Source organism: Phytoamicus setariae (genome assembly GCF_016722925.1).
In the GTDB taxonomy this organism is placed as follows: Bacteria; Pseudomonadota; Alphaproteobacteria; order Rhizobiales; family Rhizobiaceae; genus Rhizobium_E; species Rhizobium_E setariae.
In genome coordinates, this window is the sequence record NZ_JAEQNC010000016.1 from 59795 (window position 1) to 83906 (window position 24112).

The 24112-nt window shown below is 58.7% G+C and carries 14 protein-coding genes and 1 tRNA gene; 8 read left to right on the top strand and 7 right to left on the bottom strand.

The window, feature by feature from the left end; translation table 11 throughout:
* The first annotated feature begins 1 nt into the window (after position 1).
* The 5 genes from rnr to JJB09_RS22765 all read left to right on the top strand — a co-directional run bounded on the left by rnr (position 2) and on the right by JJB09_RS22765 (position 5691).
* The gene (rnr, locus tag JJB09_RS22745) at positions 2-2263 is read left to right on the top strand and encodes a ribonuclease R (RefSeq protein WP_425523766.1); all 2262 of its coding nucleotides are present in this window, start codon (positions 2-4) and stop codon (positions 2261-2263) included.
* A gap of 24 nt (positions 2264-2287) precedes the next feature.
* The gene (locus JJB09_RS22750; RefSeq protein ID WP_201663387.1) at positions 2288-2752 is read left to right on the top strand and encodes a DUF983 domain-containing protein; all 465 of its coding nucleotides are present in this window, start codon (positions 2288-2290) and stop codon (positions 2750-2752) included.
* Between the two features lie 155 nt (positions 2753-2907).
* On the top strand, positions 2908-4083 hold the full coding sequence (locus JJB09_RS22755; RefSeq protein WP_201663388.1) for an MFS transporter: 1176 nt from the start codon (positions 2908-2910) through the stop codon (positions 4081-4083).
* Between the two features lie 89 nt (positions 4084-4172).
* On the top strand, positions 4173-4340 hold the full coding sequence (rpmG, locus tag JJB09_RS22760; protein ID WP_201663389.1) for a 50S ribosomal protein L33: 168 nt from the start codon (positions 4173-4175) through the stop codon (positions 4338-4340).
* A gap of 157 nt (positions 4341-4497) precedes the next feature.
* Positions 4498-5691, top strand: a complete 1194-nt coding sequence (locus JJB09_RS22765; protein WP_201663390.1) for a glycosyltransferase family 4 protein — start codon at positions 4498-4500, stop codon at positions 5689-5691.
* On the opposite strand, the gene JJB09_RS22770 is transcribed toward JJB09_RS22765, so the two are convergent.
* The 5 genes from JJB09_RS22770 to JJB09_RS22790 form a co-directional block, all read right to left on the bottom strand.
* Positions 5672-7186 (bottom strand): tetratricopeptide repeat protein, encoded by a 1515-nt coding sequence (locus JJB09_RS22770; protein ID WP_201663391.1) that lies wholly within the window; start codon positions 7184-7186, stop codon positions 5672-5674. The genes JJB09_RS22765 and JJB09_RS22770 overlap by 20 nt on opposite strands.
* Positions 7183-12207, bottom strand: a complete 5025-nt coding sequence (locus JJB09_RS22775; protein ID WP_201663392.1) for a tetratricopeptide repeat protein — start codon at positions 12205-12207, stop codon at positions 7183-7185. Before JJB09_RS22775 ends, JJB09_RS22770 begins: the two co-directional genes overlap by 4 nt.
* Positions 12208-12290: 83 nt before the next feature.
* Entirely contained in the window at positions 12291-12680 is a 390-nt protein-coding gene (locus JJB09_RS22780; protein WP_201663393.1) for a DUF6165 family protein, read from the bottom strand.
* 201 nt (positions 12681-12881) lie between these two features.
* The gene (locus JJB09_RS22785; RefSeq protein WP_201663394.1) at positions 12882-16853 is read right to left on the bottom strand and encodes a beta strand repeat-containing protein; all 3972 of its coding nucleotides are present in this window, start codon (positions 16851-16853) and stop codon (positions 12882-12884) included.
* Positions 16854-17194: 341 nt separating this feature from the next.
* Entirely contained in the window at positions 17195-18760 is a 1566-nt protein-coding gene (locus JJB09_RS22790) for a caspase family protein (RefSeq protein WP_201663395.1), read from the bottom strand.
* Positions 18761-18923: 163 nt separating this feature from the next.
* Here JJB09_RS22790 and JJB09_RS22795 point away from each other — a divergent pair, with 163 nt between their 5' ends.
* A complete protein-coding gene (locus JJB09_RS22795) occupies positions 18924-19379 on the top strand; it encodes a DUF1801 domain-containing protein (protein WP_201663396.1) in 456 nt (151 codons plus the stop codon).
* Between the two features lie 110 nt (positions 19380-19489).
* Complete coding sequence (locus JJB09_RS27075; RefSeq protein ID WP_201663397.1) at positions 19490-20899, top strand: M10 family metallopeptidase; 1410 nt, start codon at positions 19490-19492, stop codon at positions 20897-20899.
* An 86-nt stretch (positions 20900-20985) separates the two neighbouring features.
* On the opposite strand, the gene tig is transcribed toward JJB09_RS27075, so the two are convergent.
* Positions 20986-22461, bottom strand: coding sequence for a trigger factor (tig, locus tag JJB09_RS22805; RefSeq protein ID WP_201663398.1), 1476 nt, complete (start codon positions 22459-22461; stop codon positions 20986-20988).
* A gap of 182 nt (positions 22462-22643) precedes the next feature.
* A tRNA-Leu gene (locus JJB09_RS22810) sits at positions 22644-22727 on the bottom strand.
* A gap of 912 nt (positions 22728-23639) precedes the next feature.
* On the opposite strand from JJB09_RS22810, the gene JJB09_RS22815 reads away from it, so the two are divergent.
* Complete coding sequence (locus tag JJB09_RS22815) at positions 23640-23783, top strand: DUF1127 domain-containing protein (RefSeq protein WP_201663399.1); 144 nt, start codon at positions 23640-23642, stop codon at positions 23781-23783.
* The last annotated feature ends 329 nt before the right edge of the window (positions 23784-24112 follow it).

The window sequence follows — 24112 nt, forward strand, 5'->3', positions numbered from 1 at the left end:
CATTCATGGCGTCGTGCCGCCACGGGAGATCCTGCTGGAATTCATCCAAGACAACCCTGACCGTGCCTCGAAACGAGAGATTGCCAAGGCTTTCGGGCTGAAAGGCGACACCCGCATCGAGCTGAAAGCCGCGCTCAGAGCGCTGGAAGACGATGGGCTGCTTGAAAAGAACCGCAAGTCGCTGATGCGCCCCGGCGCATTGCCACCTGTTACGGTCCTCGACATCACCATGCGCGATTCCGGTGGCGAACTGATTGCCCGGCCGGCGGAATGGCCGGAAGAAGCGGGCGTCGCGCCAGCGGTTCTGGTGCGCCAGTCCGGCGGTGAACGCTCGAATACCAAGGCGCCAGTGGCCGGCATTGGCGACCGCATCGTCGCCAAGATCTTTCCGAACAAGGAGCGCGGTGGCCCGGCCTATACGGCACGGGTTATCAAGATCATCGACAAACGCAAGAATGCCGGCCTCGGCGTCTTCCGCTCCATGGAGGACGGCAAGGGCCGGATCATGCCGATCGAGAAGCGTGGCAACGAGATGGATGTCGATCCGGAATTCGTTGGCGGCGCCAAGGACGGCGATCTCGTGGAGATCGAAGCCGCGAGCACCGGCCGTTTCGGCCTGCCGCGTGCCAGGGTTCTGTCTGTCGTCGGTTCCGTAGCGACGGAGAAGGCAATCTCGATGATTGCCATCCATTCGCACGGTATTCCCTACATCTTCCCCGATTCGGCGTTGCGCGAGGCCGAGGACGCCGGCCCCGCCGACATGAAGAACCGGGAGGACTGGCGGCACCTCCCGCTGGTCACCATCGATCCCGCCGACGCCAAGGACCATGACGACGCCGTCTACGCCGAACCGGATGCGTCGCCGGACAATCCGGGTGGTGTGATCGTCGTCGTCGCCATCGCCGATGTCTCCTGGTACGTGCGCCCGCAATCGGCGCTCGATCGCGAAGCATTGAAGCGTGGCAATTCGGTCTACTTCCCCGACCGCGTCGTGCCGATGCTGCCGGAGCGGATTTCCAACGAACTGTGCTCGCTCAAGGAGAATGTCGATCGGCCTGCGCTTGCGGTGCGGATGGTGTTCTCCAAGGATGGCCGCAAGGCATCGCACACATTCCACCGCATCATGATGCGCAGCGCGGCTAAACTCGCCTACCAGCAGGCGCAGGCAGCCATCGATGGCGCGCCTGACGACAAGACCGGTCCACTGCTCGAACCGATCCTCAAGCCGCTATGGGAAGCCTATCGCATCCTGAAGGCCGGCCGCGACCGCCGCCAGCCGCTCGAACTCGATATGCCCGAGCGGAAGATCCTGCTCAAGCCAGACGGCACCGTCGACCGCGTTATCGTTCCGGAACGTCTCGATGCGCACAAGCTCATCGAAGAAATGATGATCCAGGCCAACGTTGCCGCAGCCGAGACGCTGGAAAAGAAAAAGCAGGCGCTGGTCTACCGGATCCACGATGCCCCTTCGATGGCCAAGCAGGAGACGCTCAGGCAGTTCCTCGCGACGCTCGACATGTCGCTTGCCCACGGCAATCTACGCTCGAATCACTTCAATCAGATTCTGTCGACGGTCGGCGGCAAGCCCTACGAGATCATGGTCAACGAGATGGTGCTGCGTTCGCAGAGCCAGGCCATCTACAGCCCCGAAAATATCGGCCATTTCGGCCTGAACCTGCTTAAATACGCGCATTTCACCTCGCCCATCCGCCGCTACGCCGATCTTATCGTGCATCGCGCACTGGTTGCGACACTTGGTCTCGGCGTTGGCGGTTTGACCATGGAGGAAGAAGGCCAGCTCGATGACATCGCGGCAGAGATTTCTACCTTCGAGCGCCGGGCAATGGCGGCCGAACGCGAAACTGTCGACCGCCTCATCGCGCACCATCTGGCAGGCCGGGTAGGCGAGGAATTCGACGGCCGCGTGAATGGCGTGACCAAGTCGGGACTATTTGTCTCACTGCCTGCCTATGGCGCTGACGGCTTCGTTCCCATATCTACCATTGGAAACGACTACTTCATTTATGACGAGGCGCACCAGTCGATTGCGGGTGAACGTTCGGGGCTGGGTTACCGGCTCGGGGATCAGGTCCGTGTAAAACTTGTGGAAGCAGTTCCCCTGGCGGGCGCGCTTCGTTTCGAAATCACCAGTGAAGGCCGGAAAATGCCGACGGCAATCCGCTCCTTCCACAAATCGGCCAAACGCGGGCGCGAACCGGCAAGAAAGAAGCCGGGCACGAGACCACCACGCGGTCGCCGGTAACGGCCCTCAGGAGGGGCTAGTTCGATGCAGACAAATGCCCCTACCCAGACCCACTGGCAGAGCAACCAGACCGTGCCGGCCGGCGAGCGCAACACAGTCCAGGCCATGAAGCGCGGCTTGTTCTGTACCTGCCCCGCCTGCGGCAGCGGCAAACTGTTCAAGAGCTTCCTGAAGTCGGTGGACCATTGCGCTGCCTGCGGCGAGGAAATGAGCCACCATCGCGCCGACGACCTGCCCGCCTACCTGTCGATCGTCCTGATCGGCCACATCGTCCTGGGCGGTTTCATGATGACCGACCTCGTCTGGCCAGTATCGAGCTGGATTCATCTCGCAATCTGGACCCCTCTCACAGTCATCCTGGCGCTGGCGACCATCCAGCCGATCAAGGGCGCTGTCATCGGCCTGCAATGGGCTACGCGTATGCACGGCTTCGGCGGCCAAGAGCCTAAGGCGGAATCCGGCATTTCCCACCCCAGTGGAAATACATGAATTTCGCCACAAAGTTCATGCATGGCCTTTGAAATCCGGTCGCCAGCCGTCTAACTGTCTGTCAGGGGAGGCTTTCACGGATGTTTCCGTGGAAGCTTGTCAATCGGACAGAGCGGCATACGCTCAGAGGCTGGGCAGATCGAAAGTGAGAATGCATGACTGAGAAGTTGGCCGGCGCGCAAGACGATATCCACTGGCCATCGCTGATCGCCGCCATTTCCTCGATCTCAGCCGTAGGCATCGCCATCGGTCTCGGCCTGCCCCTGCTGTCGCTTATCCTCGAAAACCGGGGCATTCCGTCATCGCTTAGCGGATTGAATACGGCGACAGCCGGCATTGCCGCAATGATGGCGGCTCCGGTCACCACCAAGCTCGCGCATCGATTCGGCGTCGCCACGACGATGATCTGGGCTGTTGTGATTGCAGCGATAAGTTCGCTCGGTTTCTTCTATATCGAGAATTTCTGGGCATGGTTTCCGCTGCGCATCGTTTTCCATGGCGCAACGACGACGCTGTTCATCCTGTCTGAATTCTGGATCAACTTTGCTGCGCCGCCGGGCAAGCGCGGCCTGGTTCTCGGTATTTATGCAACCGTGCTGTCTGTCGGTTTTGCTCTCGGAACGCTGATATTCTCCGCCGTGGGCACGCAAGGCTTTCTCCCGTTTGCGGTTGGCAGCACCATCATTCTGTTTGCGGTAATCCCGATTTATCTGGCCCGAGGCGAAAGCCCCTATCTGGTCGAAAAGCCGCAGCACCATTTTCTCAGGTACACACTTGCCGTTCCAACCGCGATAATCGGCGTGTTCGTATTCGGCGCGGTGCAGGCGGGCGGACTGGCCCTTTTTCCGGTTTACGCAACCCGACTCGGCTTCACTGAGTCGCAGGCGGGCGTGTTGTTGACCACGATGGCGGTGGGCAATGTGATTTTCCAGATACCGTTGGGACTGATTTCAGACAGGATGAAGGACCGGCGCAAGCTGCTGGCTGCTATGGGCGCCATCGGGCTCGTAGGCGCCTTGCTGCTGCCTTACGCGGCGATGGCCTGGAGTTCGCTGGCGCTGCTGCTGCTGCTCTGGGGCGGCGTCGTGGCGGGGCTCTATACGGTGGGCCTCAGTCATATCGGCCACCGCTTCATGGGCGCCGACCTGGCGGCTGCCAACGCGGCGTTTATCTTCTTCTATGCAATCGGCACGGTTGCCGGCCCTGCAGCAATCGGTGCCGGCATGGATATCGGCGGCGCCGATGGTTTTACGTGGATGCTGACAGCATTCTTCGGGGTGTTCGTGGCATTTGCGCTGTACCGGCTGATTTTTCACCCGCAGCGGACTTGACTTTCACCGGTTAATGCGTAGTTTCCGCGCAGATTTCGCCGTGGCTGAAAAGGATTCCACGGCGTCAAGTTTTTAAAGGCAGGACGACCATGGCGAAAGCGACCAAGATCAAGATCAAGCTTCTTTCGACGGCTGATACGGGCACCTTCTACGTCACGACGAAGAACAGCCGTACGATGACGGAAAAGATGACCAAGACCAAGTACGACCCGGTCGTGCGCAAGCACGTCGAGTTCAAGGAAACCAAGATCAAGTAATCCTTGATCTTTCCGGTTTGACGGATCGAGCGCGCAACCAACCGGTTGACGCGCTTTTTTCGTTTTGGATGCCCAGGCGAATTGAGGCAGCAGCCATTCCGTCCACTCCCGGTCTCGTCTAACGTCTTGCCAAAGATTCGCGTAGCATGAGGGAAACATGGGCCAGCCGGTCGTCATTCATTGGGGTATTTCCAGCTTTTTCGGCTGGGGCGTGTATGGGCTCAACCTAGCGCTCAATTGGGCAGGTGACAGCGGTATCGATGCACGGACATCATACCCCTTCCAGCCGGACCAGGTGGTGATCGACCCACTGCGCCGTCTTTCGCTCAAGCCTTTCGAGCAGCAGTCGCGACAACTTGCCGAGCAGCTTCGGGGGCGTGAGGGACGTAGCGTCAATATCGAAGCGCCGGTACTGGTGGCCCTCGGCAACGACTTCAGCAGCAGCAAAGGACCGCAGAATACCGAGATCGTCGGCAGCCCTTCGATCGGTGTCGTCTTCTACGAGCTTCCGCAACTGTCGGCGGATACGCTCGAGCGCGCGCGCAAGTTTCCTCTGATCGTTTGCGGTTCGACCTGGAACGAGCGCATCCTGCGAGCGCACGGCGTCAACAACGTGACGACCGTCATCCAGGGCATCGATCCTGCTCTCTTTCATCAGGCGCCGCGCCAGGGCATCCTCTCGGACCGTTTCATGGTGTTCTCCGGCGGCAAGCTTGAACTCCGCAAGGGCCAGGATCTGGTCATGGCGGGTTTTGCCCGCTTCGCCAAGCGCCATCCCGAGGCAATGCTGGTAACTGCCTGGCATAGTCCGTGGCCGCAGCTGGCAAAGAGCATCGACATCTCGGGCAAGGCAGCCCCCCTGAGCTTCAACGACAAGGGCAAGCCGGATCTCAATGCCTGGGCGCGCGAGAACGGCCTCGAAGCCGGCCAGTTCCTCGATCTCGGCAGCGTGCCGAATGCGCTGATGCCGCCGATTCTCCGCGAAATGGATGTCGCGCTTTTCCCGAACCGTTCGGAAGGCGGAACCAACCTCGTGGCGATGGAAGCGATGGCCTGCGGCGTGCCGGCCATCCTGTCGGCCAATACCGGCCACATGGATCTGATCGACGGCAACAACTGCTATGCCCTCGAACATCAGCGCAGCGTGGCCGGAGACGGCGCTGGCGTCGGCGACGTTGCCGGCTGGGGCGAAAGCAGCGTCGAGGAGATCGACGACAAGCTCGAGCAGGCGTATCGCGACCGCAACGACGCACGCCGCAGAGGCGAGCGCGGGGCTGCCAAGCTCGCCGGCTACAGCTGGTCGCGCACCGCCGACCAGATGCGCGCAATCATCAGGACGATGACGAAGTGAGTAGCCGGGTGCGTGCGATCTCCGCCGCCCGGGCAATCGCCGGCCGGTAGCCCTCACCCGCAAGCTGACGCACAAGCGTCATCCGCGGATACCAGGGAGTGTCGGAGCGCTCCATCATCCAGCGCCAGTCAGGCACTGGGCGCAGCAGCCCCAGAGCTGGGCGCCCCAGCGCACCGGCAAGATGCAGGGGCGCCGTGCAGACGGAAACGATGAGATCGAGCGAGGACATGATCGCCGCCGTGTCGATGAAGGCGTCACGGCCGTTGTCCATGTCTGGGCCTGGGTGTTCCATGGTGAAGGACAGCCCGCCAACCTTCCAGCCCGACACTGTGTCGGCTGTCTCCAGTTCGTCCGCATCGAGTTTCTGCAGGGCAATCAGGCGAACGCCGGACAACTCGGCGAACGACACGAACTCCTCAGCCGAGGCCAGGCTGCGCCCTCGCTCAGCCGGAGAATTGGGATTGCCTCGCCAGACGAAGCCGATCGTCGGAGCGCGCCCATCCAATTGCAGCCGCTGCCGCCACATGTCGCTGATTTGAGGATCAGATTGCAGATGGTTCGACATCTGCGGTATTGAGCCGGGTGTCAGCTTTAACCGGTGCGGCAGGCTGAGGAGCGGGATCTGGTAATCCGCATCCCCTGCCCCATGCGCCGATGCCACCTGCACGTCGAAAGGCATGGTCTTCAGCAGACGCTCCAGATTTGCCGGAATATGAAACACCACATCGTCGCAAAGCGACCGGATCAGGCCAAGCAGCCTGGAGAACTGGATCGTGTCGCCGAGCCCCTGCTCAGCATGCACCAGCAGCCGGCGCCCCTTGAGTGACTCCCCGTTCCAGACTGGTATGTCGCGGTAATTGGGCCGCGTGAAGAAGTCAGCCGTATCCCAGCGCCACTCGTACTCCTTAAAGCCGTTGGCAAAATCGCCAAGCCGCAACAGCACGAGGCCGAGATTGTAGTGACCTTCAGCCAGCCCCGGCTCATTGCGGATGGTCTGACGAAAAAGCGCCGCGGCTTCGTGAGAACCGCCCGCTTCAGAAAGGATATTGCCAAGATTGTGGGCCGCGATCCGGTGACCTGGCTCGATGGCAAGCGCTTGCCGATAGTGGGCGGTGGCGCTTTCAGCCTGCCCGATCTTCATCTCGGCGATTGCGAGATTGGCAAGTACGGAGGCGTTGTCCCGGTCGATCTCAAGAGATCGGTTGTAGGACGAGATCGCATCGTCGAATCGACCGATATCGGACAAGGCATTGGCGCGGTTGAACCAGAACTCCGCTCGCTGCGGGTTTTCCGCAGCAATATGATCATAGAGCGCGACCGCGTCGTCCAGATTTCCGAGGGATCGCAGTCCCGAGGCTAGAAGCACCAGCACATCCCGGTTTGTCGGCTCCACTTCAAGAATGCGCCTATAGATCGCGACCGCATCCTCGAACCGGCGATGCTGGTGCAAGCCTGTGGCACGTGCCAGTTCGTCGCCGATGCTTATCGACTTCATGGCATACCCACGCGAGCCCCCAGTGCATCCCTCAGCGGAAGGACCACGCTCGACCAGTCGAACACCGTTTTCTGCTGGAAGATCTGCATCGAGGGATACCAGGGGCTTGTCTGCCGCTCGTGCAGCCAGCGCCAATCGGCATGGTACTTGAGCATGGCGAAACACGGCACGCCCAGGCTTGCCGCCAGATGCAACGTGGCCGTACAGGACGAGATCACCAGATCGAGCGCCATGATGGCAGCGGCGGTCTCATGGAAATCGCCCAATGCCGCTCCCGGCACGATCATGTCCCTTGCAAAAGGTGTATCTGCCAACTGAGCCAGCCCATCTGTCTTCTGCAGGCTGATGAACTGTACTCCGGGGACTTCGAACAGCGGCTGAAGGGCCGAGAGCGGCGGCGAGCGCCCCTGATCGGCACGGGCCTTCGGATTACCCTGCCAGATAAGTCCCACACGCAACCGGTCATGGGGAAATTCCGTTTCCCAGAAATCAATGCGATCCGGATCGATTGCGAATCTGGCCGGTGGCGGCAGGCTATCTACCGTGGTCTTGAACACGTGCGGCAGGCTCATCATCGGCACTTCGAGATCGAAACTGCCGTCGAATTTCCCCTGCTCCACGACGGTTATCGGCTTTCCGACATCAAGGGTCCGGAACAACGTCAAGAGCGGTTCGCGCACCTCGACGATCACCTGTCCGACGCGGCGGGCCGCCTCTTCAATGAACCGGCCGAACTGAATATTGTCGCCAAACCCCTGCTCTCCATGAATAAGCACCGTCTTTCTGGTTCTGGCCCTGCCATCCCAGCGGGGCACATTGAAAGTCCGGGGTTTCATCTCGCGGCTTTTCCAGCGGACTTCGTAGTTCTCGAAGCCCTTGATGTAGTCTCCCGCGTATAGTTCGGCGTGTGCCTGATCCAGGAGCAGGTCGGCATCGTCAGGATCAAGCGACCGCGCCACGGCAAACGATTCCAGCGCCGCCATCGGCCGGTGCATATCGCGCATCAGGTTGCCCATGCCGCGATGGGCTTTCGACATTTTGGGGTTGATCGCGATGGCAGCCCGATAGTTCTCCCGAGCTTCATCGAAACGGCATTCATCGCGATAGATATTGCCGAGCGATAGATGTGCCTCGGCTGTTGGCTTGATCTCTATCGCGCGCGTGAGATAGCCGATTGCTTCATCGATCTTGCCGATCCGGCGGAGCCCGATCGACAGGTTGGTATAGAACTGTGCCGTCGCCAGGCCCTGCCGTTCCGCCTCCCTGAACATCACGACAGCACGGTGGTTCCGGTCCTTGTGCAGGGCAATCACGCCAAGCATGTGCAGCGCATTGAGGCGCAACGACTTGACGCTCAGCACTTCCGCATAGAGTGCTTCAGCTCTGGCATGCTGGCCGGCGCGCTGGGCATCAAGCGCACTGTTATAGGTCTTGACGGCATCGAAGGACCGCAACTGCTTGGGCTGATCCGGCGCGGAGACATGCCGCTGGGAAAGATCGCCGCCCGCAAGTTTGGCAAGGGCAGCCGCCAGCCTCTCCATGACGGCGGCGAATGGCGTATCCTCTTCCTCATCCTTGAACCTGCGGAACAGCCGACTCGAAGGATACCACGGGCTGTCGGAACGCTCCGTCAGCCATCGCCATTCGGGATGCGCCTTGAGCACGACCCAGCAAGGCTTGCCGAGCGCGCCCGCAAGATGCGCCACGGCAGTATCCGATGTCACGACCAGGTCGAGGTTCATCATCATCGCCGCGGTATCGGCAAAGGCGTCGGTGCCGGTGTCAAAATCGTCGTCCGGCCGTTCCACCTCGAAACGGCCGCCAAGAGCCTCGATCTGCTCTTCACCCGGCCCCTTCTGCAGCGCAATCAACCGAACGCCGGGTATCCGCGACAGCGGCTCGAGTGCGGCGAGAGGATAGGATCGGCCCTTGTCGACCTTTGGATCCGGATTGCCCTGCCAGACAATGCCGACGCGGAAACCTGGCTTGGCGGCGAGCCATTCCGCCCAGCGCGTCACGCGGACCGGATCTGCCGTCATGTAGCTTTCATGGGCAGGGATGGTATCCAGGCGCATGCCCGTCAGCGCCGGCATGCTCATGATGTAGGCCATGGCATCGGCCTTCGGCAGTTTGGCGCCATCGCCGAAAACGGCATCTACGCCAGGTATGGTTCCGAGCAGATGTGCGATCTTGCTGCGGCAACCGATATAGACCTTTGCCGCGCCTCGCTCCTTGAGCCAGATGGCATAGCGCGAAAACTGGAAGGCGTCGCCAAAACCCTGCTCCGCCATCAGGAAGATGGAAAGCCCCTTCGGATCATCGCCACGCCAGAGCGGGATGTTCGGGCGGTTGGTCGCGATGCCGAGCTTGTCGGCCATAAGCCGCCACTCGTAGTGCTTCAGGCCATTCTCGAAATCGCCGCTGTTCAGCAGCGCCATCCCCAGCGCCAGATGCGCGTCGGGATAGCCCGGCCGCACCGCGATCGCCTGGCTGAACGCCTCGATTGAGACCTGGTCGCGGGTTGCTTCCAGCTCTGCGATACCCAGATTGTTCCAGGCTTCGGCATGCTGCGGATCGCATTCCACGGCTCGACGCTGCAGATAACAAGACAGCTCCAGCGGCCCATGCGTCCGCTCATGCACACCAAGATTGCTCCAGGCATCGGCATTGACCGGGTTCGCAGCCAATGCGCGCTCCCAACTCACGGCCGCATCGAATGGCCGTTCCGCTGCGGAGTATTCCGCGCCGAGCTGCACCCAAAGCTTCGAATTCTCCGGTTCGACATCGACCGCCCGGCGCAACGCGCGCGCACCATCGAGATGACGGCCCATATCGGCGTAGACATTGGCCAGTGCCGACAACGCGGGCACCGTGTTCGGAGCACGATCGAGGATCGTCTTCAGCGTTCTCAGCGCCTTTTCCGGATCACCATCGGCAGATTCCTTCTTGGCGAGAGAAACGAGCGACGGTACGTGGCCCGGATTGACGGCAAGTGCAAAACGTAGCGCTCGTTTGCTGTCCGCCCTGTTGCCCATACTGTCGAGAAGGACCGCAACATTGCTCCAATAGTCGCCGACGCCGGGTGCCAGCGCCACCGATTGCATGCCAAGCGCCAGTCCGGAACGTGCAGCAGCAGCATTGCGCGCGCCCGCTTCGAGTATCGCCATGGCATGAAAATTCAGAAACTGCGGGTCGCTTCGGCGCGCGCCATGCTCCGCCTGATAGATTGGAGCGGCCTCCGCGACTTTGCCCCGCATATGCAATTGCAACGCCTGGCGAACAGCGTTGTCGCTGTCATCGGTTCGTTCCTTCGGCGACACGACCAGCCGTTCGAGTTCGCCTGCGACCTCCTCCAGCAAGGTTCGCCAGTCACCTTCGGTTTTCTGACGAAATAGCCGCATCGTCGGATACCACGGGCTCAGAACGCCTTCGGGTCCCCAACGCCAATCCGGCGTTTTCTTCAAGAGCAGCCAGACCGGGCGACCCATCATGCCGGCCAGATGAGCGACCGCCGTGTCCGATGTGATCACCAGATCGAGCGACATCATCAGCGCTGCCGTATCGACGAAAGCCTCCTCGCCACTGTCGAATTCCTCGCCCGGGATCGTCAGATTCAAACCGAACGGCAACGGCTGGTCTGTCCCGAAATGCCGCTGCAAGGAAAGAAAGCCCACCCGGTCGCCAAGGGCACTCAGCGGTTCGAAATCCGCAAGCGGGATGGAGCGGCCACGATCAACCGCCGCGGCGGGGTTGCCCTGCCAGGACAAGCCGATCCGCCATGGCCTGCTCGGCTCATCAAGCTGCCTGCCCAGCGAACGCCAACGTTCAATTCTCGACGACTCGAGAGCGAGCTTCGGAAACCCGATCGGAATATTGTCAGGGCCGATCTGGAAAATGCGTGTCAACGACATCAACGGGATGTGGACATCATGCGGGGGCAAGCTGCCTTCGTCGGCGATCAACTCGATCCGCCCGCTTGCAAAAATGTCCAGTCTCGAAAGCAGACTATAGAGCCGCTTGTGGCAGACGAAAATCACTTTCGCCGCCCGGTCCGTGAGACCATAGATGAAGCGGATAAACTGGAAGGTATCGCCGAATCCCTGCTCGTGCAGCACCAGCAGTGTCTTGCCGGTGATTGCTCCACCGTCCCACAGGGGCATTGTGGAGCGTGTCGTTTTGTCGAGCGATCCCGCCAACTCGGCGCGCAACTCGTAGTCCGGCCAGCCTTCTCGCCACTGGCCGAGATAGAGCCGGCTTACGGCGAGATTGTACCTGAGCGCCGGCAGATCGGGCCAGCGCGCGAGGCCGGCGGAGAAATGCCGCACGGCATCGTCTACTCGTCCCAGGTTGCGCAGGGACACGCCCATATTGACGAAGGCGGCTTCATGGGTCGGATGAGCAGTGAGAACCTTGCTGAAATCCGCCAGCGCCTCGGCATGTCGCCCCTGATGCTGACGCAGCACGGCCATGTTGTAGATGGCGTCAATGCTGCCGGGATCTGCCTGCAAAGCTGCGCGCGTATAGTCTTCCGCTGCCGCCCAATCCTTCGTCTCGATCGCCAGATGGCCCGCCTGCGTCAGCAGGCCGGCGTGTCCCGGTGCGATCCTGAGACCCTCCTGCAGCATGGTGGCTGCTTCATCGTAGCTCTTGCGCTTTATCAACGGAAGCACCAGGTTGACATAGCCGCCGGCATTGTCGGGCCTGAGTTCGACCGCGCGTGCAGCGGCTGCCACCGCGCCATCGGCGTCGCCGGCACTCAGCAGTGCTATCGCCTGGTTCTGGTAGACGGAAGCCTGATCGGGTTCGAGCGCATGGGCCTGTTCGAAATGCGGCAGGGCCTCTTTCGAGCGGCCGACAAGATGCAGGGCAACACCCAGGAAATGCTGCAGCGAGGCGTCACCCGATAACGATGGCTCCAGCGCCTCAAGGGCCCGCAATGCTTCGGAAGCACGGCCCTCGCCGAGCAACCTCCGGCAATCCTCGAGAGTCAGCCGCTCAACCTCGGCCCGCTGCTCCATCATCCGCATATGCTCCTCAAACGCCTCACATCCCCCTAAGTATATGGGGGCCGTCCCGGTCTATTGCCGTGCCTCTACACTTTTCTCTACTGAATCTTGTAGCTCTGATAGGACTTTTCTTCCATCAAACCGGAGCCGAGGACGAGATTTACCTGCCGCTTCAGCTCGGCACGCTTGTCGTTGGTTATGTAGACCGAACGCGCCAGCGATACAAATTTATCGCCGAAATCACCAGCATTCTCGTAATCGCGGATATCGTCTTCGATGTCCCATAGCGCGGCATTGACCGTATAGAGGTCGCCGGTCAGTTTCTTGACTTCGGGGTTCTCGGAATTGACACCCAGCTTCTCGCCCAGCAGCGCCAGTTCCTTGCGGACATTGGCGAGCTTGCCTTCATCTCGCATGCGAGCGGACTTGATTTGCAGAATGGTGATCTTGTCGACCAGCTCACCCCAGGACACAGGCACTTCGATCATAAAACTTCCCCGCTTGGAACCCTATAGAATCACGGCATCGCACGTTTGCCCGTCTTATAGAGGCAGGTGCACGCAATTGGAATTCGGAGCTAACAGCGGAGGCTGGCCCGAGGCAGGAATGGCTCCCCTGCCTGAGCAAAATCGAAATGCAAAAGGGCGCGGCTTTCGCCACGCCCTCCAGTTTCAACTTGTCAAAACGGCTTAAACGATCCAGCTGAAGTCATCAGCAGTCAAAGAACCGGTGCCCGACAGCTTGATCTGCAGTTCCGCTGTGCCACTCCCATCGGCGTCGATGTGAACTGTTTTCGTCACTGTATCGAAATAGGCTTCCGAATTGTCATTGCCGCCTGAGAACGCCACGGCAGTTGCACTGTTTCCTAGGAAGGTGAACGTAGAATTCCCCTTGATCACAAGCAGATCGGTGCCGCTTAAGAAGTCGGTGATCTCATCGTTTATGGAAGCCGCATTGAAGATGAACTGATCTTCACCCGTTCCACCCTTAACGACATCCGCACTGGCGCTGTTCAGGGTGATGATATCGTGGCCGGCACCGAGATCTACCTTGGCGCCTTGGGCGCCATTGATGACGACGACATCGTCACGGCTGCTGCCGGTGACAGTTTCGACGTTTTCAAGCGTTGCCGTCGTAGCTCCCAGGAACACTACGGTATCGCCGCCAGCACCCAGGTCGATCGTGACACCATCGTAGTTGGCCTTGAGGGTGACCTTGTCGTCGCCAGTCCCACTGTTAATCGTCTCGACACCCCCGAAGGTTGCCGTAACGCCAGCCGAGAAGGTTACGCTATCGATGCCTTCGCCGAGGTCGAAGCCACCGCCGGTGAAGGCAGTATTCACAGTGATCGCATCTACCTTATCGCCACCGACGACCGACTCGACATCCTTTATTATGAGGTCGTTGGCGAAGTTTCCGAGGGTAATCTTGTCTCCAGGGCCTGTACCTAGATCCACAGTGATGCCGGTAACCTGTTCCGCAAAAGTGACGCGGTCTGCCCCGGCGCCGCCCTTGAGCACCTCAACTCCGGAAATGGTCACGACGCTACCATTGGCGCCCAGATCCAGCGTGTCGTTACCGCCACCGAGGTTGAACGTACCCCAATATGTTGCACCACCCGTAAGGACGACGGTGTCGGCGCCAGCATCGCCGATGACAACTTCCACGTTCTTAACGTTGACCGAGTTGATAAAGTTGCCGAGCGTCAGCGTGTCCTCGCCGCCACCCAGGTCGATAGTCTCGCCATTGACTACAGAGCCGAGGGTGATGACATCATCGCCAGAACCACCGACCATGGTTTCAATGTTGGTCAACGTTGCGGTCAGGCCAGTGGTAGCCGTGCTCCAGTTCAGGGAGTCGTTGCCACCCTTGAGATCAATGGTGCCAGCAGAGCCACCAGTAAGCAGCGTCACGATATCCACGTCCGCGGCGCTCGAGCCGGTGATGTTTTCGACGTTGGACACGGTAACCGTGCTCGCAGCCCCAAAGGTCAGGCTGTCGACGCCGGCACCGAGATCGATCGTGCCGCCGGTGAAGACACCGACGAGCTCGACCGTATCGGCCAGCTTCCCGCCCTTGATCTCTTCGACATTGGAAACCCTAACGCCAGTGTTACCGCCGTCACCAAGCGTAAGCTTGTCATTACCAGCCTTGAGATCGATCAGATCGGCTGGACCGCCGGTGTAGATGCCCGCCAGGGTGACCTGGTCGTCAGCAGCGCCGCCGGTGACTGTTTCCACGCCCGCGAGGGTGACAGTGGCGCCGGTGGCGTCGAAAATCACCGTGTCTTTGCCGTCGCCGAGGTTGATCGTGCCGACAGTGTATCCGGCACCGAGCGTAATCTTGTCATCGACGGCGGAGCCGGTAACACTTTCGATATTGAGGATCGTGACCGTATTGCCAGTTGCGTCCAAGGTCAGCGCGTCGAGGAGCCCGCCCCCAAGGTCGATAGTTCCGGTATCTCCAGCACCGATCGTCACCTTATCGGCACCCGTGCCACCGGTGATCGTTTCGGCGCCCAAGACCGTTACAGTGCCGCCAGCGTTCGAGAATGTCAGCTGGTCGATAGCCGCGCCGGTGCCGAGGGTGAACGTGCCGCCGGTATAGGCCGCACCAAGCGTGACATCATCAATTCGGCCATCCTTGCCCGTGAATGTCTCGACGCCCATCACCTTTACCTTGACATTGCCAGTAGCCAATGAAAGGTCGAGCGTATCGTTTCCGAGGCCGAGATCAAACACGCTGTCGACAGTAACTGCGCTCGCAGTGACGGAAACCTTGTCGTCCAACTTGCCGCCGATAACCGTTTCGATCGCCTCGACGATCACCGTGTTGCCTGAGGCTCCGAGCGTCAGTGTGTCGTTGCCGCCGCCAAGTGCAATGACGGTTCCGTCTGCCACCTTGCCCAAGACCACGACGTCATCCTCGGTCAGGGAAGTGCTGACGATTGTTTCAGCATTGGACACTGTTACCGTGCCCGTGAAAGCGGTGATGTCGAGTTTGTCTGCCGTTCCATCCTTGAGGTCGACAACAACCATGCCGCCCTCCTTGAGAGTAACGACATCGTTGCCAGTGTTACCGGTGATGGTTTCGACATTCTGCACGGTGATCGTGTTGTCAGCGGCAAACAAGTCCAGCGAGTCGTTGCCTGCTTTGAGATCAACAAACGAGCCCGTGGATTGCGATCCGATCGTGACAACATCAACCTTGTCGCTACCGGTAATGGTCTCGACGTTCAAAACCGTCAGCAAGGTCGCCGCCCCGGACAGAGTGAGCGAATCATCGCCGCCCTTAAGATCGATGGTCGCCTTGCTGATCGCACCGGTAATGGTAACGGTATCATTATTCGTACCACCCGTTACCGTTTCGATGCCAGCGACCGAAATCAAATTGACGAAGTCACCAAGCGTCAGCGAATCCTCGCCCTTGCCAAGGTCGATCAGCCCGCCCGTAAGCGCAGCTTTCACCGTCACCAGATCGGTGGATGCGCCACCAACAATGTTTTCGACATTCTTTACATCAAGACTATTGGCAAACTTGCTCAACACCAGTTTATCGACGCCATCTCCAAGATCCAGCGTCATTCCGGAAATGCCAGTCGTGAATGTGACCACATCGCCAAGGGTGCCGCCCGTAAGGGTCTCGACGCCGGAAACAGTAACGTTCGAGCCGCCATTTCCAAGCGTCAGCGTATCGATGCCATCGCCGAGGCTGAACACACCGGTCACCAGGCCCGTATCCTTCACGACAATGACATCAGCGCCCGTGCCGCCGGCCACGGCTTCAACACCGGTGACATTGACGGAATTGGCGTAATTGCCCAGGACCAGCTTGTCCTTGCCAGCCTTGAGGTCGATTTCGGCACCGTCTGCGCGTCCGGAAAGCACGACCGTGTCGGCACCGGTACCGCCATTCACCGTTTCGACATTCTTGACATTGACGCTGTTGGCGCCGTTCGTCAGGTTGAGCACATCGTTGCCCGCACCGAGATTGATCAGGCCGCCCTTCATCGCTGTCGCCAGAGTGATAACGTCGGCTGCGTCGCCACTCTGCACCGTCTCCACATTGGCGACCGTTAGAGTCGCGCCGGCGTCGGCCAGCACCAGCTTATCGTTGCCAGCCAGCAGATCGATCTTGCCAGAAGCCGTGGCCGTGTCGACCGTCACCGTGTCAGCCATGGCGCCGCCGGTGATGTTCTCGACATTGCTCACATAGACATTGTTGACAAACTTGCCGAGGACGATCTTGTCCTCACCGCCCCCAAGATCGATTTCCGCGCCCTTTGTAGCAGCGCCGAAGGTGACAATATCCACACCTGTGCCGCCGATGATTTTCTCGATGTTGGCAACAGTCAGCGTACCACCTGCGTTATCGAATGTCAGCTTGTCGTCATCCGCACCGAGATTATAGTTGCCCGCGACAGCTCCACCCAAGGTTATGAGATCCGAACCGACGGAGCCAACAACGGATTCAGTATTCGAAAGCACGAGCGTATTGCCGTCGCCACGCAGTTCCAGCCGATCAGCTCCCGCAAGCAGGTCGAGCGTACCATCAACTGACTTCGTCAGAATATAGCTATCCGCCTTCGTGGTGGCTTCTACATCCCCTATGCTTCCTACAGTCTTGCCTGCACCAGTCGCCGCCGCGCGTTTATTCGACATCCCATTGCCCCATATGGCTAAATAAAATTACAGGGCCAAACTAACTCGCGAACCTTACCCAATCCTTTACAACTGACTATCAATAGGCACACAAAATAGTTGTAATGACCGATTGGATGCTATTTCGGACGGCCGAATCGCTGCCTTTTCATGCGCGACAGCTAATATACAAGCAAATTGACGGCGCGCATGTGACATAAGCCTGAATTATACTTATATAATTCGGGAAGAAATGACTCTATCCGGTATTCGTTCGCAGCACTTATCCGAAATGCGATTCTCTACTCAAGAAAATCGACTATATTACCAATGCAGAATATTGAATATCATTGCCTCAGGCATTACCTGGCACGGGTATAGATCGGGATTATGGCAATAGACGCAATCTTGCCATCAATCCGCGACGTCAACATCTGCAACAGTTCTTTGGGTGCCACCCCACGTTCCATGGCCCGGCCAACCGCTTCAAGTGGTTCGTCTGATGAGATCTCGACGAGATGATCGGACCCGAACGGGGGAACGACCCGCATTTCCCTAAGGAACGTCTTTTTCACCGGCTCCCCATTCAGGACCATGTCGAGGAATTGCACCTCGCCCGTATTGGCCAAGTTAAATACAATGGTGTTGGAATATTTTCCGGGCTCGGCATCGAATTTGATCTTTTCGTTCGCGTAATACAGCGGTTTTTCAGGATCTATCCGAACCAGCGATGTGTTTCGCGTTGCCATTGCCTGAAGGAAATCAAGCAGTATGTATTTCTGCACGACGTCATTGACAGTAAATGGCGAGATATTTTCCGCAGCCAAATCTCCATTCGGCGTCTTGAATACGCCTTTTCCGGCATCCCAGACATAGGGATGCTTACCTTCGACGGTATTCTCCGGCCGCGTTGCAGAGCCTTCTACAGATACGGTCAGCACAGGCGTGAAGCCGAGCTCACGCGCCACCGGGATGGGGTTCTGACCGGTTTGTCCGGCCGGCCTGCTGGCCACCAGCATCTCCCCGTCCGGCTTCAGCGAGAGGAGAAGTTCGCGACTGCCGCGCGCAGCGACGGGAGTAAAGACAGGCGTCTGCAAAGACTCCGAGCGCATGCGCACGGTGGCAAACACATAATCCTCCAATTCATGGCGCATCAGGGCGCCATCGCCGTCCCGATCCGCCATCCCCTCCAGGGCGCGCGCGACACTCCAACTCAACGCACCACGCGGCTTACCGTTGATAACGACTTCCGGCACGGGCAGCGCTTCCGCGGTGGCCGCCAGCAAGGTGACATTTTCCGGCAGCACCGATTCGACTGTCGGTTCCGGTTGCTGTTCCTTCAGCATCAAAGAGATCAGTTCACCAAGCAGCCGATCCTTGCCGAACTCCACGTAACGGAACTTGCCTGTCACTGCGCGGTCCATGCCACCCGCATGACAGGAGTCGGAAACGTAGACCACGTGGACACCGCGCGATGATACCTCACTGAACCATTGGTGAAGTTCGTTGTCGAACACTGTCTCATGCCACGTCCCGCTGATGTTTTTCGGGTCGAAACCAGGCAACACCCAGAACTCATCGAGCTTGTCTTTCTCGCTGCCCGCGACACGTTCTGGCGCCTGGGCGCCGTGGCCGGCGTAGGACATGAAAATGACGTCGCCGGCCTTGGCTTGCGAGGCCAGCAAATGCCAGGCCTGCACGATGTTCTGCTTGGTGACATCGGCGTCGACTAGCGTGACGATCTGGTCCGCTCCCATGCGGCCGAGTGCGGAGGAGATATCGCGCGCATCGTCGCGCGCACCATCGAGCACAGGCACAAATCGATAATCATTGACGCCGATCACCAGCGCAAAGGTACGCCCCGCCTGCGCAAGTCCGGGAGACGCGAGCATCAGGGCGACGGAAAGAAAGCGCAGCAATGCAAGCATCGACATTTGTCCTCGTGAAAACCGACCCTGTGCGATGGGCGCCAACGCATGTAGCCATTTCAGACTCCGACGTTCAATAGGGGGGATTTATTCTGACGGCCTTGGTGGTAAAACGCACAGGCGAAACGGTTTCAGTTGCGGATCTGCACCAAAGGATGGACCGATGGCCAATACAGCGCGAGGGTCAAAGAAAGCGATCGCCCAGCAGGTCGCCGGGAAGCCGATCCTCCTTTCGGGCGGCAACCCTCAGATCGCCAAGGCCGACGGCGACGCGCCGGTGCAGGCCTATATTTCGGCCATGCCGGGCTGGAAAAGCGACGTCGGGCGCCGTCTCGACGCGCTTATCGTGCACACCGTCCCCGACGTGCGCAAGGCCGTGAAGTGGAACTCGCCCCTCTATGGCATTGAAGGACAAGGCTGGTTCCTCGGTTTCCATTGCCTGACCAAGTACATCAAGGTGGCTTTCTTCCGCGGCATGTCGCTCGATCCTCTCCCTCCCGGCACGTCGAAGAATGCGGAGACACGCTACCTCGACATTTATGAGAACGACGGGATCGACGAGGAGCAGCTGGCGGCGTGGGTTCGCCAGGCGGCCGACCTTCCCGGATGGGTCCCCTAGCCCCGGAGGGAATACCCGCATGAATTTAAGCGACGCTACGCAAGTCGTGGCATTTTGCCGAGAGTTGTCGCGCATACTCTCATCAGAAAATTTACAGAGGGAAGACAGCGGTGACAGGAATCTATCTCAATGACGGCTTGACGGGCGACGACCTTGGCAATGCGATGCTTTATGGGGCAGCAGGGCGGCAGGCTGTCATGCATGTGAACAGCACTGGAAACAACTTCATCGACGGCGTTCTATCCGGCCTGGCATGGCGCGGTAGCGGGATCAGCTATTCATTCCCAGACAGCAAGAACGACTATCACTACAAAGGCGAAAAGGATCACGGTTTCGGCGAGGTTGGCGCCAAAATCAAAGCGGCGGCACAATTTATCCTCGACAAGGATTACGGGGGCAAGGCAAACGACGGGTTTTCCGTCGAAGGCTTTACACATCTTCGGGTCAGCAAAGGATCTGACGCAGGTGCGACGGTTCGGTACGCGGAATCCTCGTATCAAAACCCGACCGCGAAAGGCTACTACCCGAACTCGAGCGAACCTGGCGGCGATGTCTGGTTCGGCCCAAATGCCCATCACTATTCGAATGCGATTGCCGGAAATTACGAGTTCGCCACCGTAATCCACGAGACGGGACATGCACTCGGCCTCAAGCATGGTCACGAACCCGGCTTCGGCAATCCTGCCATTCCCCGCCAATGGGACTCGGTCGAATACTCGGTCATGACCTATCGCAGCTATGCTGGTAGCCCTCTGCACGGCTTTGTCAACGAACGCTTCGGCTTTCCTCAAAGTTTCATGATGGCCGATATTGCGGCGCTCCAGCATATGTACGGAGCGAATTTCGACGTCAATGACGGCAATACCACCTACTTCTGGCGGCCAGGCAACGGCAACACCTATGTCAATGGAAACGTGGCGATCCATCCCGGAGCCAACAAGATCTTCGCGACGATCTGGGACGGTGGAGGCAGCCACGACAAGTACAATCTGAGCGCTTATGACAACAATGTATACGTCGATCTGAGGCCCGGCGCTTGTTCGACATTCAAGCAGTCCCAGCTCGCGGACCTCGATGCCTCGAGCAATCTTAGAAGCCGGATTGCTGGTGGCAATATCTACAATGCCCTGCAATACCAGGGAGACAACAGGTCGCTGATCGAAGATGCCGTTGGCGGCGACGGAAACGACCTGATCTCCGGCAACCACGGCAAGAACCGTCTCGTTGGAAATGACGGAAATGATCGGTTTCTGGGCAGGGAGGGCGTTGACGTTCTTATTGGCGGCGCGGGCAGCGACACCTTCTTTTTCCGCGTCGGCTGGGGCACCGATACGATCGGCGACTTCGCCGGCAACGACCGGATAAACCTGACGAGCTTTGATTTTTCCAATTTCAGCCAGGTTCTGGCCATCAGTCAGGACAGTGGCAACAATGTCGTTCTAAGTTTCGGCAATGGGGACAATCTCATCCTCAAGAACACCGAAATTGCCGATCTGCATGCCAGCGATTTCATTCTCTGACAATACGTTAGATAAATTTCTTCACTCAATGCAAGAAGGCCGCCGGATCGCTCCGGCGGCCTTCTTCATAATATGCGAAGTAGGGCTTACTCAGCCTTGTCGTCGGCGGCCTTCTTCTTCGGCGCAGCCTTCTTCTTCGGCGCGGCTTCGTCGCCGTCAGCAGCTTCGGCTTCAGCCTTGGCAGCCTTCTTCTTCGGCGCAGCCTTCTTGGAGACGGCGGCGTCGTCTTCGTCTTCCGCCATCAGTTCTTCCTTGGTGACGGTCTTGTCGGTGACCTTCACTTCGCCGAGCAGGTGGTCGACGACCTTCTCTTCGAAGATCGGCGCGCGCAGGCCGGCGATCGCACCCGGGGACTTGCGGAAATACTCGATGATTTCCTTTTCCTGGCCGGGGAACTGCTGGATCTGCGCATAGAGGGCGCGGTTCATTTCGTCTTCGGTCACTTCGACGCCGATCTTCTCACCGATTTCGGAGAGAACCAGGCCGAGACGAACGCGACGCTCTGCGAGCTTGCGATAGTCTTCGCGCGCCTTTTCTTCAGTCGTGTCTTCGTCTTCGAAGGTCTTGCCGGACTGGGCGAGATCCATGGAGATCTGGCGCCAGATCTGCTCGAACTCGGCATCGACGAGGCGCGAAGGCGTTTCGAAGGCGTAGAGTTCGTCCATCTGGTCGAGAAGCTGACGCTTGACCTTCTGGCGGGTGATCGAGCCGAACTGGTTTTCAAGCTGGCCGCGAACGATTTCGCGCAGACGTTCGGCAGATTCGATGCCGAGCTTGGTGGCGAGTTCGTCGTTGATTTCGATCTTGCCGGGAGCCGAAACAGCCTTCACGGAAACATCGAAGGTGGCTTCCTTGCCGGCCAGGTTCGCTGCCGGGTATTCAGCCGGGAACGTTACTGTGATGGTCTTCTCGTCGCCAGCCTTGAGGCCAACCAGTTGCTCTTCGAAGCCCGGGATGAAACGGCCCGAACCGAGGACGAGTTCAGCGTTGGAATCCTTGCCGCCGTCGAAGGGAACGCCGTCGACCTTGCCTTCGTAATCCATCGTGACGCGGTCGCCATTGGCGGCCTTGCCGTCCTTTTCAGTGTACTCGACGGCGCTTTCGGCAATCTTGAGGATCTGCTCGTCAACTTCGCTGTCGGGGATTTCAACGACTTCGCGTGTGACGGAGATTCCGCTGGCGTCCTTGATCTCGATCGCCGGGATCACTTCATAGGAGAGCGTGAATTCGAGGTCGGCTTCGGCGGCGAGAATCTTCTCGGCGACAGCCTGGTCTTCGGTCATGGCGACTTCCGGCTGAGTCGCCGACTTTTCGCCGCGCCCAGAGAGGATTTCGCTCGGACGATTGTTGATGATCTCGTTGACGAGTTCGGCCATGACCGACTTGCCATACATCTTCTTCATATGCGCGAAAGGCACCTTGCCCGGACGGAAGCCGTTGATCTTGACGCGGCCCTTCACGTCTTCCAGGCGCTCAAGCATCTGAGCTTCCATGTCCTTGGCCGGAATGACGACCTTCAGTTCGCGCTTCAGCCCTTCAGCGAGCGTTTCGATAACCTGCATGTTCCTACCTTCATAAGTCGCGGCGGCTCGATGGTGCCTGCCTGTCGTTACGATGAACTCCAAAAAAGCTCATCCGCCGGGAACGGCTTTATGCAAATTCACAAAAGTTTTGCAAGCGAAATGGGTGAATTGCACCCTATGGCCAGTCTTTTTCCTGGCTTTGCAGCCTATTGGGAACTTCGTGGTGCGGGTGGAGGGACTCGAACCCCCACGCTTTTGGCGCCAGAACCTAAATCTGGTGCGTCTACCAATTCCGCCACACCCGCATCCTCAAAACATTCACACGGTCCTTTGGAGCGGCATTCCTGTTTCGGTGGGGCGCTCATAACACTGTCATTCCGCCATGGAAAGGGGTGATCTGTAAAATGCAGCCAGCAAAATGCTCTGGAGGGTACATTTACCTTTTCTAAATCTACCTCTGGTATTCATGGATCACAGGCTGGCAAACAGCCATGCATCATCCGCATGACGCCTATGAAATTATTGCACTGCACAAATTCATTTGCTGCCGCTATATTCAAATCATCGAAAGGCGGACAGCTTCTCGAAAACACCCAGCGGCACTGGCGAGCCGCAGCCGGGAAACCGGAAGAGCCCTCTCCGCAAGGAGCGAAAAGAATTCGGAGCAAGCGCACTCCTCCTCCCAGCGCCCTCCGATTTGACTGACGACACTCCTCCTCCCAGTCGTCAGTCATACCCAACGACGCCCACCGGATCTCCTCCCCCGGTGGGCGTTTTGTTTTTGCTCACTTTTCTTACTGACGCGTTATTCTCCTGCCCAGACGGGGACAGGGGTGGGCGACCAGGCATTTCAGCGTTCGCATTTGCCAACAGCCCCCAGCCATCTGCCAATGCGTGTCCAGTCATATACAGCCAAGCCGACCGCGGGTGTCTTCGCCATCTCGATTGGCCCGCAGCGAACGCATTGTCGATAAAAAATGCGACTTCTACCTGCCCCCGAACCGTCGCCACAGATTCGCCGCAATTTTGACGCGGAAAAGCGATCATCATGAACAAATATTAAGCATTCATAACTACTTAACGCGTAACCATGCATTTGACGCATAGGTGAGATGTCGCTTTCGCTCTGGTAATTGATGCGTCGCAACATTATCTTCAGGTCAACAAATTGAAGGGCGGCTCAGAGAGATGCCGCCGGACCGAAGAGGAAAACGAACATGAACATCGCACGCGCTTACAACAATTGGGTCAAGTATCGCCAGACCGTTTCTGAACTGGGTCGCATGAGCAACCGCGAACTTGGCGACCTCGGCATTGCCCGCGAAGACATCCGCAAGGTTGCACGTCTCGCAGTTCGCTAATCAACGATAAGCGACACCAACACAGACATAGGCCGCCGGGCAATCCCCGGCGGCCTATTCTTTTGTGCGCGTCACAGTTTAGGCAAGCAGCCGTAAATCGATATTGCGTCGCACCATTTTAGTTCCTCCCATCAGCAACTGCAGCCCTGCGATGATGGCGAAACGCGTTGGCACTGCCCTGCTCGCTACGACTGGCGGCAAAGGCACGGAACCCGGCTTCCCGTTAACGAACAATTAAGTCGAATTTTCAAAGAGATGATCTGGATTTTTGCGAGCTTCGCAGCGGCCTTGAGATCTGCGTTAACGGAAGCTCAAAAACCGACCTGCGC

Bases quoted from the DNA above. Each gene is read 5' to 3' on its own strand.
- JJB09_RS22750 (WP_201663387.1), top strand. From the start codon at position 2,288: ATGCAGACAAATGCCCCTACCCAGACCCACTGGCAGAGCAACCAGACC.
- JJB09_RS22755 (WP_201663388.1), top strand. From the start codon at position 2,908: ATGACTGAGAAGTTGGCCGGCGCGCAAGACGATATCCACTGGCCATCG.
- rpmG (WP_201663389.1), top strand. From the start codon at position 4,173: ATGGCGAAAGCGACCAAGATCAAGATCAAGCTTCTTTCGACGGCTGAT.
- JJB09_RS22765 (WP_201663390.1), top strand. From the start codon at position 4,498: ATGGGCCAGCCGGTCGTCATTCATTGGGGTATTTCCAGCTTTTTCGGC.
- JJB09_RS22770 (WP_201663391.1), bottom strand. From the start codon at position 7,186: ATGAAGTCGATAAGCATCGGCGACGAACTGGCACGTGCCACAGGCTTG.
- JJB09_RS22775 (WP_201663392.1), bottom strand. From the start codon at position 12,207: ATGATGGAGCAGCGGGCCGAGGTTGAGCGGCTGACTCTCGAGGATTGC.
- JJB09_RS22780 (WP_201663393.1), bottom strand. From the start codon at position 12,680: ATGATCGAAGTGCCTGTGTCCTGGGGTGAGCTGGTCGACAAGATCACC.
- JJB09_RS22785 (WP_201663394.1), bottom strand. From the start codon at position 16,853: ATGTCGAATAAACGCGCGGCGGCGACTGGTGCAGGCAAGACTGTAGGA.
- JJB09_RS22790 (WP_201663395.1), bottom strand. From the start codon at position 18,760: ATGCTTGCATTGCTGCGCTTTCTTTCCGTCGCCCTGATGCTCGCGTCT.
- JJB09_RS22795 (WP_201663396.1), top strand. From the start codon at position 18,924: ATGGCCAATACAGCGCGAGGGTCAAAGAAAGCGATCGCCCAGCAGGTC.
- tig (WP_201663398.1), bottom strand. From the start codon at position 22,461: ATGCAGGTTATCGAAACGCTCGCTGAAGGGCTGAAGCGCGAACTGAAG.
- JJB09_RS22815 (WP_201663399.1), top strand. From the start codon at position 23,640: ATGAACATCGCACGCGCTTACAACAATTGGGTCAAGTATCGCCAGACC.